Source organism: Lentzea roselyniae (assembly GCF_039537795.1).
Lineage (GTDB): Bacteria > Actinomycetota > Actinomycetes > Mycobacteriales > Pseudonocardiaceae > Lentzea > Lentzea atacamensis.
On the sequence record NZ_BAABBE010000015.1, the window covers coordinates 139966 to 157248 of the forward strand.

Here is a 17283-nt window from a genome sequence, read left to right on the forward strand (position 1 = left end):
GTGCCCCGAGCAGTGGCGGGGCACTGATCTCAGATCATCCGCAGCTGGGTGAGCAGCGGAGTGGCGAGCGTTCGCGAGTACGTGTTCGTGATGTGGTTGTTGCGGTACACCACGACGTTGCCGATGACGGCTGGGCAGACGTCCTCGCGGCAGTACCACGGCGTCAGGTCGACGATCTTGGTGCGGGGGAAGCCGGCCGCCGCCTCAACCAGCGGGTCGCTTTCACCGGCGAACGCCTCGGCTCGCGGGGTTCCGCAGGCGGCCGCGTTGCCGGAGTTGCGTTCGAGGCACCGCGAGACCCGCCCGTCCGGCCTGGGAAGGTCCTTGATCACCGCGATCGCGATGTTCGCGGCGTCGAGCACGCGCAGCATTTCCCGGTAGCCGCGAACCATGTCTTCGCGGGAGTTCCAGGTCCACTTGAGGTCGCTCGCGTAGGACTCGCGGCTCATGCCCGACACCACGACGAGGTCAGGCTTGAGCGCCTTCAACCGCTCGGCCACGGCAAGGTTCTGCTCCGAGCAGACCTTGATCGGCCAGACCCCTTCGGACGGCGGCACCGACGTGAACGGGCAGCCGTTGCGGGTCATGGTCCTGACCTTCCACCGTCCGCGGCCGGGACCCTCGGCGAAGTCGATCAGCGGGGTGCTGTACTGCGCCGCGTGCGAGTCGCCGAGCAGCACGACCGTCTTCTGCGCCGAGGGCTCACCCCACGAACAGGCGTCCTCCGGGAGCGTCAGCAGGAAGACGTGGCATTCGGCTTTCCGATGGCTGCCGTAGGGACCGTCCTCGTTCGCCACGGCCGGGTCAGGTACCAACGGCACACCGGCTGGAGCCGGTAGCGGCCTGCGGGGGTCGAACGCCATGGCGCCGGGGTGGTCGGCGTCCAGCGTCGTGTTGTTCGCCAGCCGGTTCAGCTTGCCGGCGGCCGTGTACCAGGGAACCGAAGCTGCGACCACGGAGACGATCACGAGCACGGCACCGAAGGTGTAGGTGCCGCGGTGTCGGCCGAACCTGTTGCGGCGGAACGGATCCTCGATGAACCGCTTGGACAGCGCGGCGAGTGCGAAGCTCAGCACCGCGGCGGCGAGCATCTCCTTCGTGGACAGCCGCTCGTTCTCGCTCAGTTCGAGCATCACCACGATGACCGGCCAGTGCCACAGGTACAGGCTGTAGGAGATGTCACCGGCGTAGCGGACCGGCCGGATGCTCAGCAGACGTCCGAGCAGTGTGTCCGTGCCGACGAGCATCGCCGCCGTGCCGAGTACCGGCACCGCAGCCACCCAGCCGGGGAACTGCATCTCCGTGGTGTAGAGGACGGTGCTGAGCAGCACGGCCGCGAAACCCAGCCAGCCGAGCACCTCGCGGGCCGCGCGGCCGAGCGACACGCGGTGCAGCACCATCGCGGCCAGGCCACCGATGCCGAGCTCCCACATGCGGGTCGGCGTCACGAAGTACGCGGCGCCGTGGTCGACGCGGGTGTAGACCACGGAGAACACGAACGAGGCAACGGTCACGACCGCGATGGCGGCCACGGCGCACGGCACCGCGCGACCGTTGAACCGGCGGGCGAGTGTGGCGGCCGCGATCAGCAGCAGGGGAACGACGAGGTAGAACTGTTCCTCGACCGCGAGCGACCAGTAGTGCTGGACCGGCGAGGCGCCGATGGTGGCGTGCCCGTAGTCGTTGGACAGCACCGCGAGCAGCCAGTTCTGGGCGTTGAGCGCGGAACCGACGACCTCCCGCATGATCGTGGGCCACTGCGACTCCGGAAGGAGCAGCACCGTGGCGGCGACGACCGCGAGCAGCGTCGCGGTGGCGGCGGGCAGCAGGCGGCGGATGCGGCGCGCGTAGAAGTCGCGCAGGCGCACCGAGCCGGTGCGACGCACCTCGTTGGCGAGCGTGCCGATGATCAAGAAACCCGAGATGACGAAGAAGACGTCGACGCCGACGAAGCCGCCCGGCAGCCACGACGGCCTCAGGTGGTAGAGCAGCACCACGCCGACGGCAAGAGCGCGCAGACCCTGGATGTCACCTCTCAGCGCGTGCTGAGGGCGTGGGGCGAGCGCCGTCAGGGGACGCTCTTCGGACATGGTCGCCACAGGTAACTCCTGGTGAGGGAGATCTGCGGAACATGTCCGCTTCGGGGCGCGGATGCTAACCCGAAGGAGTGGCAAGCGTCGATTTGATCTACGGATTGTGATCGTACGACGCCCACACCGCCAGCTGAGCCCGCGACCGCAGCCCCAGCTTGGTCCGGGCATGTGTCACGTGCCGGGCAACGGTGTGGGGTGAGATCCCCAGCCGCTGCCCGATCTGCCGGTTCGTCAGTCCCTCGGCGACCAGCGTCGCGACGTGCAGCTCTCGCGCGGAGACCATCCCCTCGTCGTCCCCGGTGACCGGACGGGCGGTCAGGGCGTGGGAAACGGCCTGTGCCAACGACATCCGCTCGCCCGTCGACTCGGCGGCGCGCAGCCGCCCGGCCGTGATCCGGGCCCGGCACACCGAGCGGGCCTCGTCCAGCAACGCCTGCCAGTAGGGCTCGGCCCGGAAGTCGTACCGGGTGCGGACCGCGGAAGCGGCGGTCAGCAGGGACAACGCGCGCTCGTCGTCGTAACCGGCGCCGACCAGTCCCAGCGCCAGGCCCTCGAGGTCGTAGTACTGGTCCATCGGATGCTCCGCGCCCACCTCCAGGCCCTCCCGGAACAACGCCACCGCCTCGGGAAAGCTCTTGCGCGCCAACGCGATCGCGCCCGCGGTGTGCAGCACCGGGTTGAGCATGTGCGGCAGGCCCAGCAGCCGGATCAGGGTCAGCGACTCGCGGACCAGCGGCGCCGCCAGCTCCGCCTCGCCGTGCTGCAGCAACGTCCAGCCGTAGGAGTTCAGCAGCAGGCCGCGGGCGAGCTTGTCGTCCGAGGAACGGAGCAGCTCGGCGGACTCGTCGTAGAGCCGCCGGGCCAGCTCGGGATCGCCCGTGTGCGCCTCGGCCGACGCCAGCACCTCCAGCGCGCGGGCCAGCGTGCCGGGACGGCTCGTGCCGGTCCGTTCGACGGCGAGCGACTCCTGGGCGAAGCGGCGCGTCACGTGCCAGCCGCCGCGCACGCGGTGGTGCATGGCGGCGAGCACGGTCAGCACGCTGCGGTAGGCAGGCGGCAGGTCCTGGGACAGCGCGCGGTGCAGCAGTTCGGTCGGGGCGCCGCGGGGCCGGTGGGGCGTCGACGTCCAGGCCGTGGCGACGATCGCGAGCGCGTGCCGGGTCCAGTCACCGGCCTCGGCGGTGCGGGCCACCGCCAGCTCGATCAGGCCGATGTCGCGGTCGAGGCGCAGCACCACGGCCGGCGCCGGGAAGAACGACGAGATCTCGGGCTCCACGACCGAGCAGACCCAGTCCACCGCCCGGTCGGCCACCACGTCGGTCTCGCCGCACTCCTGCGCGCGTTCGCGGCAGTAGAGGCGGATCGACTCCAGCTGCCGGAACGTGGTGCGGCCGGCGGCGCGTTCCGCCACCAGCAGGGACTTCTGCTCGAGGCCGGTCAGCAGTTCCAGCGCGTCCGGGACGTCGCAGACGGCGCTCGCCACACCCAGGTCGAACGGCGCACCGAGCACCGCCAGCTGCCGGCAGGCGGTCTTCTCCGCGTCGGACAGCAGGTCGTAGCTCCAGCTGATCGCGGCGCGCAACGTGCGGTGGCGGTCGTCGGACGCGCGCGGCCCGGCGGTCAGCAGCGCCAGCCGGTCGCCGAGCCTCGCCAGCACGTCGGCGGGGGAGAGGACGGTGATGCGGCGCGCGGCCAGTTCGATGGCCAGCGGCATGCCGTCGAGCGAGCGGCAGACGGCGACGACGTCCGCCACGTTGGACGAGTCCACCTCGAACGAGCGGTCCACCGAGACGGCACGATCGCGGAAGAGCTGGACGGCGTCGTGACGCAGCGCCTCGGCGACGTCCGACCCGGCGGGCGGCAGCTCCAGCTCGCCGACCGCGAAGACCTGCTCACCGGCGAGCCGGAGCGGCTCGCGCGAGGTCACCAGCACCCGCAGGCGCGGGCAGCGGGCGAGGAGCTCGGAGACCACGCCGGCGACGTCGGCCAGCAAGTGCTCGCAGTTGTCGAGGACGAGCAGAGGACGCCGGTGCTGGTCGATCTCGGCGATCACGGCGTCGCGAGCCGAGCGGTGCGGCAGCGGATGGGCGCCGACGGCCTGGTAGACCGCCTGAACGACGTCCGGTGCGGCCGCCAGCGCCGTCCACCACACCTGTTCAGCGCGTCTGGTGACGTGCTGGACCGCCAGCCTGGTCTTGCCCGCCCCCGCCGGGCCGACCAGCGACACCAGCCGCTGCTCCGCGCCGAGCCGCGCCAGCGCCGCCAGCCTCTCGCGCCGGCCCACGAAGGTGTCCAGAGGTGACGGGAGACCCGAGTCGCGCGGTGAGTCTTCGCGCGCGGAAGAGCGTTCGCGATACGCGCGCTGACGACACGCGTTGGAGCAGTACCGGCGACCGGAAGTCGCCTCGTTGAGCGGGTTTCGACACGTCACACAGGCGGCAATGGCCGTCATGGGAACCGACCGTACCGGCGTGTAACGGTCCGTAACACCTGCTTTTTCGGTATTGCCGGTCCCTTCGATGCGTGGACAGGATCATGTTCCATGACAGCGCACACCGGACAGGGCGACATCCCGCTCGTGCCTCCGCAGGACCGGGAGGTGGTGGACGAGTGGCTCGCGCGGATCGCCGCCGTCGTCGGCAGGGACGCGAAGGAGCACGGTCCCGAGGCGTGCCGCACCGCCGCGGAGGCTGCGGAGGAGCTGAGCGCGTACCTCTGGATGCTCCGCGCCCTGCGCCGCCGAACGGCCTAATCAGCCCCACTTTTTCTGGCTCGATCAAGAGATACTCACTATCCCTGTGACCAGCGGCGCAGTTCGGCAGATAGGGTGGGCTTGTTCCTGCCAGTCGAACACAAGGAGTCCGTCGTGACGGTTCGCGTAGGTGTCAACGGTTTCGGTCGCATCGGCCGCAACTTCTGGCGCGCCGTGAAGGCCAGCGGCCACGACATCGAGATCGTCGCGTTCAACGACCTCGGTGACGTCAACACCATGGCGCACCTGCTCAAGTACGACAGCATCCTGGGTCGCCTGGACGCGGACGTGCAGGTCACCGACGAGGGCATCTCCGTCGACGGCAAGGTCATCAAGGCCCTCGCCGAGCGCGACCCCGGCGCCCTGCCGTGGAAGGACCTCGGCGTCGACGTCGTCGTCGAGTCGACCGGTTTCTTCACCGACGCGACCAAGGCCCGCAAGCACGTCGACGAGGGTGGCGCCAAGAAGGTCATCATCTCCGCGCCGGCCAAGGGCGAGGACCTCACCGTCGTCATCGGCGCGAACGAGGACCAGTACGACGGCTCGCAGACCGTCATCTCGAACGCGTCCTGCACCACCAACTGCCTCGCGCCGCTGGCCAAGGTCCTCAACGACAGCTTCGGCGTCGAGCAGGGCCTCATGACCACGATCCACGCGTACACGCAGGACCAGAACCTGCAGGACGCGCCGCACAGCGACCTCCGCCGTGCCCGCGCCGCCGCGCTGAACATCGTCCCGACCTCCACGGGTGCCGCCAAGGCCATCGGCCTGGTGCTGCCGGAGCTCAAGGGCAAGCTCGACGGCTACGCGCTGCGCGTCCCGGTCCCCACCGGCTCGGCCACCGACCTGACGGTCACCCTCAAGCGCGAGGTCACCCTCGACGAGGTCAACGCCGCGTACAAGGCCGCCGCCGAGGGCCCGCTGGCCGGCATCCTCAAGTACTCGACCGACCCGATCGTGTCGGCCGACATCGTCACCGACCCGCACTCGTGCATCTACGACGCGCCGCTGACCAAGGTCATCGGCAACCAGGTCAAGGTCGTCGGCTGGTACGACAACGAGTGGGGCTACTCCAACCGCCTCGCGGACCTGGTCAAGCTCGTCGCTTCCAAGATCTGAGGAAGTAACCGGTGAAGAACCTCAGCGATCTGCTCGCCGAGGGTGTCGCAGGTCGGCGCGTCCTGGTGCGCGCCGACCTGAACGTCCCCCTGGATGGCGACAAGATCACCGACGACGGCCGCGTGCGCGCGTCGGTGCCGACGATCAAGGCCCTCGCCGACGCGGGCGCCCGCGTGATCGTCACCGCTCACCTCGGCCGCCCCAAGGGCGAGCCGGACCCCAAGTTCTCCCTGGCCCCGGCCGCCGCTCGCCTCGGTGAGCTGCTCGGCGCCGAGGTCGCGCTCGCCGGTGACCTCGTCGGCCCGTCCGCCACGTCCGTGGTCGGCGCGCTGACCGACGGTGGCGTCGTGATGCTGGAGAACGTCCGCTTCGACGCCCGCGAGACCTCGAAGGACGACGCGGAGCGCGAGGCGCTGGCCGACGAGCTGGCGTCGTTCGCGGACGCCTTCGTGTCCGACGGCTTCGGTGTCGTGCACCGCAAGCAGGCCTCGGTCTACGACGTGGCGAAGAAGCTGCCCGCGTACGTCGGCGGTCTCGTCGACGCCGAGCTGGGCGTGCTGCGCAAGCTCACCGACGACCTGGAGCGCCCGTACGTCGTGGTGCTCGGCGGCGCGAAGGTGTCCGACAAGCTCGGCGTCATCGCGAACCTGCTGACCAAGGTCGACCGGCTGCTCATCGGCGGCGGCATGGCGTACACGTTCCTCAAGGCCCAGGGCCACGAGGTCGGTACGTCGCTGCTGCAGGAAGACCAGCTCGACCAGGTCAAGGGCTTCATCACCGAGGCCGACAAGCGCGGCGTCGAGCTCGTGCTGCCGGTCGACGTACTGGTCACCGCCGAGTTCGGCAACACGGAGCACGACGTCGTCGGCACCGACGCGATCCCCGCGGACAAGATGGGCCTCGACATCGGCCCGAAGTCGCGCGAGCTGTTCGCGTCGAAGCTCGCCGACGCCAGGACCGTGTTCTGGAACGGCCCGATGGGCGTCTTCGAGATCGAGACCTACGCCGGCGGCACCCGTGCCGTCGCGGAGGCTCTGGTCAAGTCGGACGCGTTCACCGTCGTCGGCGGTGGCGACTCGGCTGCGGCTGTTCGCGCGCTGGGTCTGCCCGAGGACGGGTTCTCGCACATCTCCACGGGCGGTGGCGCCTCTCTGGAGTTCCTTGAGGGCAAGGAACTGCCCGGCATCAGCGTTCTGGAGGCGTGAGATGGCAGCGCGTACCCCGCTCATCGCGGGCAACTGGAAGATGAACCTCAACCACCTCGAAGCGATCGGCCTCGTGCAGAAGATCGCCTTCTCCCTGCCGGAGAAGTACTTCGCCAAGGTCGAGGTGGCCGTTCTCCCGCCGTTCGTCGACATCCGCAGCATCCAGACCCTGGTCGACGGCGACAAGCTGCTGATCAAGTACGGCGCGCAGGACATCTCGCAGCACGACTCCGGTGCCTACACCGGTGAGGTGTCCGGCCTGATGCTCGCGAAGCTCGGCTGCCACTACGTGGTCGTCGGGCACTCCGAGCGCCGCGAGTACCACGGCGAGACGGACGCGCTGGTCAACGCCAAGATCAAGGCGGCGCTGAAGGTCGAGGTCACCCCGATCTTCTGCTTCGGCGAGAAGCTCGACGTCCGTGAGGCCAAGGGCCACCTGGAGCTGGTGCGCCAGCAGCTGGAGGACGGCCTGAAGGGCTTCACGGCGGAGCAGGTCGCCAAGATCGTGTTCGCCTACGAGCCGGTCTGGGCGATCGGCACGGGCCGCACGGCGTCGTCGGCCGACGCGCAGGAGGTGTGCTCGCTGGTCCGCTCGTTCGTGGCGGAGAAGTACGGCGAGGAGACCGCGGCCGTTGTTCGCGTGCTCTACGGCGGTTCGGTGAAGTCGTCGAACATCGGTGAGCTCATTCAGCAGAAGGACATCGACGGCGCCCTTGTCGGCGGCGCGAGCCTTCAGGCGGACGAATTCACCAAGCTGTGCGCTCTGGCTGCCGGCGGCCCTCTACCCTAAGTTGATCTGGTTAAGTCTCTAACCCCACTGGTTGCACACGTTCGGCAGTCGAACAGGTACTCTATGGCGTCGGCTGCCTGACAGCGAGGAAGAAATGATCCTGTTCCTGCAGATCCTGTTGATCGTCTCCAGCGTGCTGCTGGTGCTGCTCGTGCTCTTGCACCGCGGCCGTGGTGGCGGCCTTTCTTCGCTGTTCGGCGGCGGTATGCAGTCGAGTCTGTCCGGTTCCTCCGTTGTCGAGAAGAACCTCGACCGCCTGACGTTGTTCGTCGGCGCGATCTGGGTCATCGCCATCGTGGGTATCGGGCTGCTGATCAAGCTGCCTCCGGCAGCCTGATCAACCGTTCAGCGGCAGAAGCCCTCAGGGGCTTGGGGTAACCACTTGGTGGGGGTGTAACGGTCGATGTCCGGTGGTAACGCGATTCGCGGTACCCGCGTCGGCGCAGGCCCGATGGGCGAGTCGGAGCGCGGCGAGTCCGCGCCCCGCCGTCGGGTGTCGTACTGGTGCGCGAACGGTCACGAGTCCCGGCCTTCTTTCGCTGTCGACGCGGAAGTACCGGAGAACTGGGACTGCCCGCGTTGCGGCCTGCCCGCTGGGCGGGACGAGCAGACGCCACCCGCGCCTCCGCGCAACGAGCCGTACAAGACGCACCTTGCGTACGTGAAGGAGCGGCGCTCCGACGCGGACGGTGAGGCGATCCTCGAAGAGGCTCTCGCCAAGCTGCGCCGTCAGCGTGAAGAGCCGTAGACCTGGCTCGGTAGTTCGAACAGCTCAATGCGAAAGGCCCCCCTCGACTGCGGAGAGGGGGCCTTTCGCGTGTCCGGGGTGAGGGGACCGGAATGAGTTTCAGGTTGGCCGCGTACGCGGTGTGCGTCGAGCGGGAACGGGTGTTGCTCGTCCGCTGCGGGTCCGCGTGGACGCTGCCCGGCGGCGGCGTCGAGCACGGGGAGGACCCGTTCGACGCGGTGGTGCGCGAGTTCGCCGAGGAGACCGGCTGCGGCGCCGTGGTCGAGCGTCTGCTGGGGTGTCGACTCCAGGGTGATTCCCGTGGCCGAACGGAGTGTGCCCGGCTCGGTCCCGCACCAGAACGTCGGCGTCTTCTACCGGCTCCGGATCACGGGCGGCGAACTGCGGTCCGAACCGAGCGGCGCGACCGGCGAGCCGGTGTGGACGCCGATCGCCGACGTCCCCCACCTCCGTCGGTCGTCACTGGTCGACGTCGGTCTCGCACTGGCTCGCAGCCTCCCGCCGACCGGTCACGTCACGTCCGTCCCGGTCGGCGGCCTGGTCCAGCACTGAGGCGCTACCGGCGCAGCCCCGTGAACTGACGGCGCAGCATCGCCGCACCCACCAGCAGGAAGAACAGCAGCACCACGAGCGTGCTGGTCGTGCCGCCGGACGAGCTGGACAGCGTCACGTCGACGTTCCCGACGAGCACGATGCCGCACTCCGCCCGCACCTTGTGCCGGCCGGGTTCGATGCTCGCGAACTTCACCGGCGCCGTGAACTCGCCGTTCTCGTCGGCGGTGGCCTTGCCGACGTTCTGGCCCAGCGACTTCAGCGTCACGTTCGCGCCCTTGGGGCAGCCGGTGCCGGTCGCGGTCAGTGCGTCGCCCGGCTGGATGTTCTCCTTGTCGAGCACCAGGACGCCGTCACCGGGGTTGGACGGCTCGCTCGAAGACGGCGGTTCCGAGGACGACGGGGGCGTGCTCTCCGTCGTCGTGGTGGTGGTGACCGGAGGCGTCGTGGTGGTCGTCGTCGGACGCGGCGGGCGCGTGGTGACGGGCGGGTTGGTGACCGGCGGCTGGGTCACCGGGGGATTGGTGACGGGCGGCTGTGTGGTCGGCGGTGGGGTCGTCGTGGTGGTCGTCGGGATGCGGACGGTGAACGTCGTGCCCGCCGGACGCGTCGACTGGCAGACCGTCTGGATTTCGACCCGGTGCTGACCGGCGGTGGCGGTCGCCGGAACCGTTGCCGAACCGGAACCCGTTCCGCGACCCGTTCCCTGGCCGCTACCCACTACCGTCTTGCCGTCCCAGAGGACGTTCACGGCGTACGTCGTGCAGTCCGGGTCGAAGTAGACCCCGGTCCACGCGACCTTGAAGGCCGTTCCGGGGGCACCGGCGTTCGGGCTGGCCGAGAGCGCCGGTGGCTGCTGGGCCGCTGCCGATGTGGTGCTCAGCACCGTAACACCAGCAGCTATAGCCACGAGTAAGCCTAAAGACCGCATTCCCTCTCCCCGGATCAGAACCTAAGGTGCGCTAGTGAGACGTCGCTTGGCCGGTGCAGGTTTACTGCTGTGGTGCGGAATTATGCTGCTGCCGTCAACGGCCTCCGCACAGGACGGGTCCGTTCAGCTCGAGGCCGATGTGGACGGTAGGCCGGTTGGAGCAGGGACCCTGGTGCTGGACCCCTCGGAGACCGCGAAGGTTTCCGTCACGGTCCGCAACAACACGAACACCGTGCAGCGCGTCAAGACCGTGCGTATCAGCGGCACGGCGCTGGCGTTGACCTTCTTCTCCTACGACACAACGGTTCCCTTCGACGTCCCGCCGAAGTCGGAGGAGACCCGCTCGTTCCCGCTGGAGCCGACGGACCTCGGCTCGCAGGCGATCGGTCTCCTTCCGGTCACGGTCGAGGTGATCGACGTGCAACGCGAGTCGATCGCGTCGGTGCGGACGACCGGGGACATCCGCGGGTCGCTGTGGTCGGTGTACGGGGCGTTCGGGCTGGGGGTGCTGGTGCTGACCGCGTTGTCGTGGGCCGGTGCGCTGATCGCGCGGGCTCGCCGGCGGCTGCCCGCGAACCGCTGGCAGAGGGCCATGCGGTTCCTGCCGGCCGGGATCGGGACCGGTCTGATCGCCGTGATCTCGTTGTCGGTGCTGCGACTGGTGGCGCCGTCGCCGTCGGCCGAGATCCCGTTCATCGTGGGCGCCGCGGCTGCCGCGTTGCTTCTTGGCTATGTGACACCGCATCCGGGTGAGCAGCAACCGTCCGAAATGGATACCGTGAGGATTCAACGGTGACTTTGTCCAGTGTGGTCGCCGCGCTGCCGCAGTACGCAGTCGGAGAGCAGATCGGCGAGGGCGGGATGGGCGTCGTCTACGGCGGCGTGCACCGGCAGCTCGGACGTCCGGTGGCGATCAAGCGGCTGCCGCACGCGGTGGCCGAGGACCCGCGGATGAGCGAGCGCTTCGAGCACGAGGCGCGGTTGCTGGCCCGGCTCGACCACCCGCACATCGTCCCGGTCTACGACTACGTGCGGCAGCAGGGCGAGCACCTGCTGGTGATGGAACGGCTCGACGGCGGCACGGTCTGGTCGCGCTTCTCGCAAGACGGGCTGACCGCGCAGCAGTCGTGCGGGATCGTGCTGGCGACGCTGTCCGGGCTGCACGCGGCGCACGAGGCCGGTGTGCTGCACCTCGACGTCAAGCCGAAGAACCTGCTCTTCACCTCGACCGGGGTGGTGAAGGTGGCGGACTTCGGCATCTCGCAGGTGGTGTCGGAGGGTGCGACGCTCGTGACGCACGGCGGCGCTGTGCTCGGCACGCCCGCCTACATCGCGCCGGAACAGGCGATGGGCAACGCGCTCACGCCTGCCGCCGACGTCTACGCGACCGGCACCGTGCTGTACGAGCTGTTGTCCGGCGATCTGCCGTTCGAGCGCGGTGGCGGCCCGCTCGCGATGATCCAGAAGCGGGTCTACCAGGACCCGCGGCCGTTGCGGAACGTGCCGGAACCCCTTGCGGGCGTGGTGATGCGCAGCATCGCGCGGGATCCGGGCGCGCGGTACCGCAACGCCGAGACGTTCGCGATCGACCTGGCGGGCGCGGCCGGCACGTTGTTCGGCCCGGACTGGTTGACCCGGCTGGGAATTCCCGTGCACCTCGCGCCTCAGGTGTCGGCGTCGTCCACTCGTCCGTCGTTGCGGCCCGTCGAGCGCGACACGCTTTCGCTGTCGCAGCAGCCGATCCGCGCCACGCTGGTGGATCCGGTTCCCGCCGCGCGGCTCAGCGGCAGCAGCACGCTGGTGCCGGCCTCGTCGGTGATCAAGCCGCCGTCCACGCCGTGGGCGCTGTGGCTCGTGGCCGCGGTCGCTTTGCTGGCGCTGGTGGCCGTGCCGTTCCTGGTGTCCGGACGGGAACTCGTCAAGGTCACCACGAACCTCGCGAATCCCGTGCAGGAATCCGGAAACCAGCTCGTGGTCACCCTCGCCGGGATCGAACTGGCGAACGTGCAACGCGGACCGGGCGGGTTCGAGCTGCCCGGCGCCGCCCGGTGGATCGTCGGCGGCGGGGTGACGGCGGCCGCGGACGGGCGGGAGTTCCTGCTCGTCTCCGACCGGACGCCGTGGCTCAGCATCATGGGGACCGGATCGGCTCTGCTGCTGCTCTTCACGCTGGCGTACCTGGAGTCGAACCTGCGGGCGTTGCGGCGCCGGCAGACCGGGGTGGCCGCGGTGATCGCGTCGGTGCCGCTCGGGTTCGGGCTCGGCGTTGCCGTGTGGCTGCTGGTGTCCGTGCTGCGGACGAACGAGCCGACGCTGCCGATCGCGCTCACGTGCGGTGTGCTCGGAGCGGCGGCGGCCCTCAGCGCCTCGCTCGCCTCTAAGCGCGCCTGACCGCCAGCTCGAAGATGTCAGCGAGCTCCTTCGCGTAGGCGGTGACGTCGGTACCCGGCCTGGCCATCAGCTCGGCCGGGGTCGCCTCCATCGCGGCCATCACCGACACCGCCATCACGCGCGGCGCGAAGTCCCGGAACTCGCCGGCCTCCTGACCCTCGCGGAACATGTCCTCCAGCTCGGCCAGCGCGGTGGCGTTCTGCTCCTCGGCCCACGTCCGCGCGGCCTCGGCGTCACGTGCGGCGGCTGCGATCTGGCTGATCGCGATCAGCTCGGCGGGGTGCTCGGCGCAGTAGTGCACGAAGCCCTCGATCAGGCCGCGCAACGCCGCGCAGTAGCTCTCGGAGCCCTCGGTGCGTGCGGTCAGCTCCTGGTCCATCGAGTTGTGCACGGTCAGCATGACCTGCTTCATCAGCTCCTCGCGCCTGGCGAAGTGGTACGTGATGAGCCCGGGGCTGATGCCCGCCCGACGCGCGATCTGCACGAACGAGGCCTTCGCGTAGCCGATCTCGGTGATGGTTTCGATCGTCGCTGCCACGATCTGCCCCCGCCGGGCTTCCTCGATGAAGCTGCGCTTCTCCTGGTCGCCCGACCGATTTTCTGGTTGCATGAACAGTAGCCTAGTTGAGCAACTAGTCAGGGGGAACGATGATCAGCCGAAAGGTGTTCTTGAAATCGCTCGCGGGCGCAGCGGTCCTCGCGGGTGTCAGCGGGGGAAGGGCTTCGGCGGCACCGAAGCTGCGCGGCGGCGTTTGCTACGACACGGGCGTGCTGCACGCACCAGGGGATCCGCTCAGCCGCGTCCGGTGGAGCCGCAGGCAGCTGGAACGTGAGAGCGGGATGATCGCCGGCGACCTGCGCTGCCCGTCCATCACGGCGTTCGGCACCGACCTCGGCCGCCTCGCCGAGACGACGGACGTGGCACTGCGCCACGGCATGGAGGTGTTCGTCCAGCCGCGCCTCTACGACCACTCACAGGACGAGATCCTCAACCACATGGCTGAGGCCGCCCGCACCGCCGAACGCAAGCGCACGGGCGACAACATCACGTTCGTCACCGGCTGCGAGCACTTCCTGTTCACGCCCGGCATCGTCCCCGGCGACACGTTCCTGGAGCGGATCGAGAACATGCCCGGGATCCCGCAGTCGGAGTGGCAGGCGATCGTCCGCCGGTTCCGCGAGTTCATGGCGCGTGCCGTGGAGGTCGCCCGCCGCGAGTTCGGAGGCCGGATCACCTACGGCGCCGCCGCGGGTGCCGACGCGATGTGGAACGACTGGTCGCTGTTCGACATCGTCGGCCTCGACTACTACACGTACTTCAAGACCGATGCCGAGTACACGCCGGACCTCGGCAAGTACCGGCGCTGGAACAAGCCGATCATGGTCCTGGAGTTCGGCTGCTGCACCTTCACCGGCGCGGCCGAGGCCGGCGGCATGGGCTGGGACATCGTCGACTACGAGGCAGAGCCGCCGGTGATCAAGCCGGGCTACGAGCGCAACGAACGCGAGCAGGCCGAACACATCGCCCGCATGCTGCGCGTGTTCGGCAACGAGCAAGTCATGGGCGCGCACCTGTACTCGGTCATCTCACCGGACTCGCCGCACCACGCGACGTGCCGCGACCGCGACTACGACATGGCCTCGTACGGGCTGTTCAAGCCCATCCGTGAGCGGTTCGACGACGACAACTCGCCGTACCGGCTGGAGCCCAAGCAGTCGTTCCACGCCTTCCGGCGGCACAACCGCTAGTGGTGTGGCCCGGAAGGTTGCCGGGGGAATTCGCGGTCAGACGGGTGCATCGTGGTGCCGCCCCGCGTCCTCGTACTGGTTGTGCGGGGGCGCGGGGTCGGTGCCGCGAGGTCGGTGCCGCGAGGTGCCCCGCTGAGCGTGGATCACCTCGCCAACGGTCCGGGCCGCGCCACTAGGAGGCGGTTCGCTGCTTCGGGAACGACGCCGTCACCAGGAAGCCGCCGTCCTCGGTCGGTCCAGCGGAGAACTGTCCACCCAGCAACGCTGCCCGTTCGCGCAGCCCCACGAGGCCGTGGCCGCCGCTGGGCAGTGACGAACCCTCGTCACCGGACGGCGGCGTGTTGCGCACCTCGACCAGGACGTCGCCCGCGGTGTCGTCCGCGTCGATGAGCACCGTCGCGCTCGCCCCGGTGGCGTGCTTGCGGATGTTGGTCAGGGCCTCCTGCACCGTCCGGTAGACCGCGCCGGACACCGGTGCGGCGAGGTCCTCGACCGGCCCCTTGACCTGGATGGACACCTCGAAGCCCGCGTCGGCGGCCAGTTCGGGCAGCTCGTCGAGGCCCGGTTGGCTGTCGTCGGTGGTGCGCAGCACGGACACGAGCTGGCGGAGCTCGTCGAGGGTGCGGGTCGACAACGTGCGGATGGTGCCCGCGACCTGCTTGTGCTCGGCGTCGGCCACCGCCATCCGCAGCGCGCCCGCCTGCATGGCGATGAGGCTGACCTGGTGGGACACGACGTCGTGCATCTCGCGGGCGAGCTTTGCCCGTTCGTCGGCTCGGATGGCGTGTGCGTGCAGCACACGTTCTCTCTCGCGCGACTCGGCCAGCTCCACTATGCGGTTCGACAGCTCCTGGCGTGCGTGCGCCATGAGGGCGAGTGCAATCGGAAGGCCCGCCACCAGGAAACCGGAGATCGCCGAGGCGAAGTGCCCGTACGGGGGCCGCTCGATGAACTCCGACGGCGGCCACGCCATGAACCTGCTCAGCCACACCAGCACGCCGGCCACGATCGTCTGCCACGAGTTGATGTAGCGGCGCGCCACGGTGTACAGCGCGATCATCGACGCGAGCTGCGCGAAGCCGGTGAAGAAGCCGGGAATCGTCAGCAGGGCGACGAGGAACGGGAAGCGGCGCCTGCCCACCAGCACGATCGCGGAGATCCACGACAGCCACTCGGAGTGGAACGGCACCTCGGGCAGGCCCACCGGGTCGGCCTTCACCCACCGCAGCCGCAGCCACGCGTCGAGCAGCGCGATCAGCACGAGCCCCACGTCGAGCAGGACCATGCGGTAGTCGCCGAACAGCGACCTGCGTGAGCCGACCTCGGTGTCCGCTGTGCGGCGTGCCGGAAGCAGCGTGGTGGTCAGGATCCGGCCTCCCCTGTCAGGCGTTCGGTCCTCACCGTACTGCGCGTATGCCGCGGTTGGCATTGGCTGCCCCTTCACCCCGACCTGCCCCGTCACGGGGTAAGACACCCTAAGGCGCGGATTGGTACGGCGCGCGGCTCACATATGTGCTACCGCACACGCATCGGGGCGTGTGCGGTAGCCGGGGAGTGGTCTACGGGCAGGTCTTCCAGGCGAAGTGGTAGGTCGTCTCCAGGTTGCCGTCGGTCGAGTCCATCGTCATGAAGCTCGTCGTCGTGGCCGTGTCGGACGTGCCGGCGTAGACCCTGAGCTCGGTGTTGATGTTGAAGTTCCGCTTCTCGCCGCACGGGGAGTAGACGATCGCGGCCACCTCGGTGGTGTCCGTGGCCTGCCAGTCGTCGCTGTGGGGGCCGTTGTACCGGTGGGAGATGGACTCCGTCTGCGACATGCCCTGGAAGTAGTAGTTGGCCTTCTCGATGGCGTGAGCACCCCGCTCCAGATGAGCGAAGCCTCTGTAGTCGGCTTGAGCGATGCCGTAGGTGAAGCCCTGCGGCACGTTGACCCGCAGGTTGAGCTGGCAGTTCTTGCGCAGGTCGGTGGGCTTGGCACCCACACCGACCTGGGCCAGGTATTCGCTGTAGGTGACCGTGAAGGCCTTGTTGTCCTCGGACACCGCGACGGCCGCCGTGCCCGCGGGACAGCCGGAGCCGTTGATCGTGACGATGTCGATCGTGATGTGGTCGGGCGGCGGCGTGTCGTTCGGCGCGCCGGGCGGGATGATGATCGATGAGGCCAGCAGGGCAGCGGCAACCGCGTTGAGCATGAGGGGACCTTTCCGACGCATCTCGCAGGGTGTGGCGGCGGTGCTGAGGGTGGCGGCGGCCTTATCGAAAAATCAGCAGCGCTTCCACGAGAAGTGGAAGAGGGTGCGCACTTCTCCGCGCGTGTAGTCCATCGTCATGAAACTGTTTGTATTGGCATCCGCTGAACCCTTGTCGACGCGCAGGGCGCTGTTGACGTTGAGATTCCGCTTCTCGCCGCACGGTGCGTAGACGATGTCCGCGAACTCGGTCCGGTGAGTGATCGACCAGTTGTCGTCGAACGGTCCGGTGAACGTGTGCTTCTTGAAGTTGTTCGCCGACGAGCCCTGGAAGTAGTAGTTCACGCCCTGGTGGCCGATCGCGCCGCGCGCGAGGTTCGCGTAACCCGCGTAGGTCGCTTGCGCAATGCCGTAGGTGAAGCCCTGCGGGACGTTGATCTGCAAGTTCAGCTGGCAGTTCTTGCGGAAGTCGGTCGCACCGGCGCCCTTGCCCGCCTGGGCGAGGTAGTCGTTGTAGATCACCCAGAACGACGTGTTGTCCGATGAGACGATCACTTCCGCAGTGCCCTGCTTGCACCCGGAACCGTTCACCGTCAGCACGTCGATCGTCACCCGGTCCGAAGGAATCACATCGGCGTGCGCGGGTGTGGACGACAATGTGAACAGCACGGCCAGGGCGGCTGCTGCCGTCGCTTTACGCATGAAGTTGGCCTTTCCTGGTGCCTCTTTCTCAGCGTGGAGCGGCAGCGGTGCCGCGAAGGTTAGCG

17 protein-coding genes and 1 pseudogene are annotated in these 17283 nt (G+C 68.9%); 11 read left to right on the top strand and 7 right to left on the bottom strand.

The annotated features are described in order from the left end of the window. Positions 1-29: 29 nt before the first annotated feature. Both ABFX45_RS26625 and ABFX45_RS26630 read right to left on the bottom strand, forming a co-directional pair. Entirely contained in the window at positions 30-2090 is a 2061-nt protein-coding gene (locus ABFX45_RS26625) for an acyltransferase family protein (RefSeq protein WP_346132751.1), read from the bottom strand. A 97-nt stretch (positions 2091-2187) separates the two neighbouring features. Then, the gene (locus ABFX45_RS26630) at positions 2188-4377 is read right to left on the bottom strand and encodes an ATP-binding protein (protein WP_346132667.1); all 2190 of its coding nucleotides are present in this window, start codon (positions 4375-4377) and stop codon (positions 2188-2190) included. 258 nt (positions 4378-4635) lie between these two features. On the opposite strand from ABFX45_RS26630, the gene ABFX45_RS26635 reads away from it, so the two are divergent. The 8 genes and pseudogenes from ABFX45_RS26635 to ABFX45_RS26670 all read left to right on the top strand — a co-directional run bounded on the left by ABFX45_RS26635 (position 4636) and on the right by ABFX45_RS26670 (position 9259). Further along, the gene (locus ABFX45_RS26635) at positions 4636-4845 is read left to right on the top strand and encodes a hypothetical protein (RefSeq protein WP_346132668.1); all 210 of its coding nucleotides are present in this window, start codon (positions 4636-4638) and stop codon (positions 4843-4845) included. 114 nt (positions 4846-4959) lie between these two features. Further along, a complete protein-coding gene (gap, locus tag ABFX45_RS26640; RefSeq protein WP_346132669.1) occupies positions 4960-5964 on the top strand; it encodes a type I glyceraldehyde-3-phosphate dehydrogenase in 1005 nt (334 codons plus the stop codon). An 11-nt stretch (positions 5965-5975) separates the two neighbouring features. Then, entirely contained in the window at positions 5976-7169 is a 1194-nt protein-coding gene (locus ABFX45_RS26645; protein ID WP_109637863.1) for a phosphoglycerate kinase, read from the top strand. Between the two features lies 1 nt (position 7170). Then, positions 7171-7959: a triose-phosphate isomerase gene (gene tpiA / locus ABFX45_RS26650; RefSeq protein WP_112231629.1), complete on the top strand. Its 789-nt coding sequence runs from the start codon at positions 7171-7173 to the stop codon at positions 7957-7959. A 94-nt stretch (positions 7960-8053) separates the two neighbouring features. Continuing rightward, positions 8054-8296, top strand: coding sequence for a preprotein translocase subunit SecG (secG, locus tag ABFX45_RS26655; RefSeq protein WP_109637865.1), 243 nt, complete (start codon positions 8054-8056; stop codon positions 8294-8296). A gap of 66 nt (positions 8297-8362) precedes the next feature. After that, complete coding sequence (locus tag ABFX45_RS26660) at positions 8363-8707, top strand: RNA polymerase-binding protein RbpA (RefSeq protein WP_030470277.1); 345 nt, start codon at positions 8363-8365, stop codon at positions 8705-8707. A gap of 92 nt (positions 8708-8799) precedes the next feature. Next, positions 8800-8925, top strand: a pseudogene (locus ABFX45_RS26665) (NUDIX domain-containing protein); the annotation flags it as partial. A gap of 82 nt (positions 8926-9007) precedes the next feature. Next, entirely contained in the window at positions 9008-9259 is a 252-nt protein-coding gene (locus ABFX45_RS26670; protein WP_346132755.1) for a hypothetical protein, read from the top strand. Positions 9260-9263: 4 nt separating this feature from the next. Here ABFX45_RS26670 and ABFX45_RS26675 read toward each other — a convergent pair whose 3' ends face one another. Continuing rightward, positions 9264-10145: a hypothetical protein gene (locus tag ABFX45_RS26675; RefSeq protein ID WP_233439623.1), complete on the bottom strand. Its 882-nt coding sequence runs from the start codon at positions 10143-10145 to the stop codon at positions 9264-9266. A gap of 217 nt (positions 10146-10362) precedes the next feature. Between ABFX45_RS26675 and ABFX45_RS26680 the strand changes: the two genes are divergently transcribed. Then, entirely contained in the window at positions 10363-10986 is a 624-nt protein-coding gene (locus ABFX45_RS26680) for a hypothetical protein (RefSeq protein WP_346132671.1), read from the top strand. Then, a complete protein-coding gene (locus ABFX45_RS26685; protein ID WP_346132673.1) occupies positions 10983-12581 on the top strand; it encodes a serine/threonine-protein kinase in 1599 nt (532 codons plus the stop codon). Before ABFX45_RS26680 ends, ABFX45_RS26685 begins: the two co-directional genes overlap by 4 nt. Here the strand turns inward: ABFX45_RS26685 and ABFX45_RS26690 are convergent. Beyond that, positions 12568-13191 (bottom strand): TetR/AcrR family transcriptional regulator, encoded by a 624-nt coding sequence (locus tag ABFX45_RS26690; protein WP_109637868.1) that lies wholly within the window; start codon positions 13189-13191, stop codon positions 12568-12570. The two genes, ABFX45_RS26685 and ABFX45_RS26690, sit on opposite strands and share 14 nt — an antisense overlap. A 38-nt stretch (positions 13192-13229) precedes the next feature. Here ABFX45_RS26690 and ABFX45_RS26695 point away from each other — a divergent pair, with 38 nt between their 5' ends. Further along, the gene (locus tag ABFX45_RS26695; protein WP_346132675.1) at positions 13230-14330 is read left to right on the top strand and encodes a glycoside hydrolase family 113 protein; all 1101 of its coding nucleotides are present in this window, start codon (positions 13230-13232) and stop codon (positions 14328-14330) included. A 172-nt stretch (positions 14331-14502) separates the two neighbouring features. Here the strand turns inward: ABFX45_RS26695 and ABFX45_RS26700 are convergent, their stop codons facing one another. The 3 genes from ABFX45_RS26700 to ABFX45_RS26710 form a co-directional block, all read right to left on the bottom strand. Then, the gene (locus ABFX45_RS26700; RefSeq protein ID WP_109637870.1) at positions 14503-15759 is read right to left on the bottom strand and encodes a sensor histidine kinase; all 1257 of its coding nucleotides are present in this window, start codon (positions 15757-15759) and stop codon (positions 14503-14505) included. A 130-nt stretch (positions 15760-15889) separates the two neighbouring features. Further along, a complete protein-coding gene (locus ABFX45_RS26705; RefSeq protein WP_109637871.1) occupies positions 15890-16519 on the bottom strand; it encodes a DUF4360 domain-containing protein in 630 nt (209 codons plus the stop codon). Positions 16520-16591: 72 nt separating this feature from the next. Next, positions 16592-17218, bottom strand: coding sequence for a DUF4360 domain-containing protein (locus ABFX45_RS26710; RefSeq protein WP_109637872.1), 627 nt, complete (start codon positions 17216-17218; stop codon positions 16592-16594). Positions 17219-17283 lie beyond the last annotated feature (65 nt).

What these genes read in the sequence shown, in the direction of transcription:
- ABFX45_RS26660 (WP_030470277.1), top strand. Translation starts at nt 8,363, where the DNA reads ATGTCCGGTGGTAACGCGATTCGCGGTACCCGCGTCGGCGCAGGCCCG.
- ABFX45_RS26625 (WP_346132751.1), bottom strand. Translation starts at nt 2,090, where the DNA reads ATGTCCGAAGAGCGTCCCCTGACGGCGCTCGCCCCACGCCCTCAGCAC.
- ABFX45_RS26700 (WP_109637870.1), bottom strand. Translation starts at nt 15,759, where the DNA reads ATGCCAACCGCGGCATACGCGCAGTACGGTGAGGACCGAACGCCTGAC.
- secG (WP_109637865.1), top strand. Translation starts at nt 8,054, where the DNA reads ATGATCCTGTTCCTGCAGATCCTGTTGATCGTCTCCAGCGTGCTGCTG.
- ABFX45_RS26710 (WP_109637872.1), bottom strand. Translation starts at nt 17,218, where the DNA reads ATGCGTAAAGCGACGGCAGCAGCCGCCCTGGCCGTGCTGTTCACATTG.
- tpiA (WP_112231629.1), top strand. Translation starts at nt 7,171, where the DNA reads ATGGCAGCGCGTACCCCGCTCATCGCGGGCAACTGGAAGATGAACCTC.
- ABFX45_RS26705 (WP_109637871.1), bottom strand. Translation starts at nt 16,519, where the DNA reads ATGCTCAACGCGGTTGCCGCTGCCCTGCTGGCCTCATCGATCATCATC.
- ABFX45_RS26635 (WP_346132668.1), top strand. Translation starts at nt 4,636, where the DNA reads ATGACAGCGCACACCGGACAGGGCGACATCCCGCTCGTGCCTCCGCAG.
- ABFX45_RS26695 (WP_346132675.1), top strand. Translation starts at nt 13,230, where the DNA reads ATGATCAGCCGAAAGGTGTTCTTGAAATCGCTCGCGGGCGCAGCGGTC.
- ABFX45_RS26690 (WP_109637868.1), bottom strand. Translation starts at nt 13,191, where the DNA reads ATGCAACCAGAAAATCGGTCGGGCGACCAGGAGAAGCGCAGCTTCATC.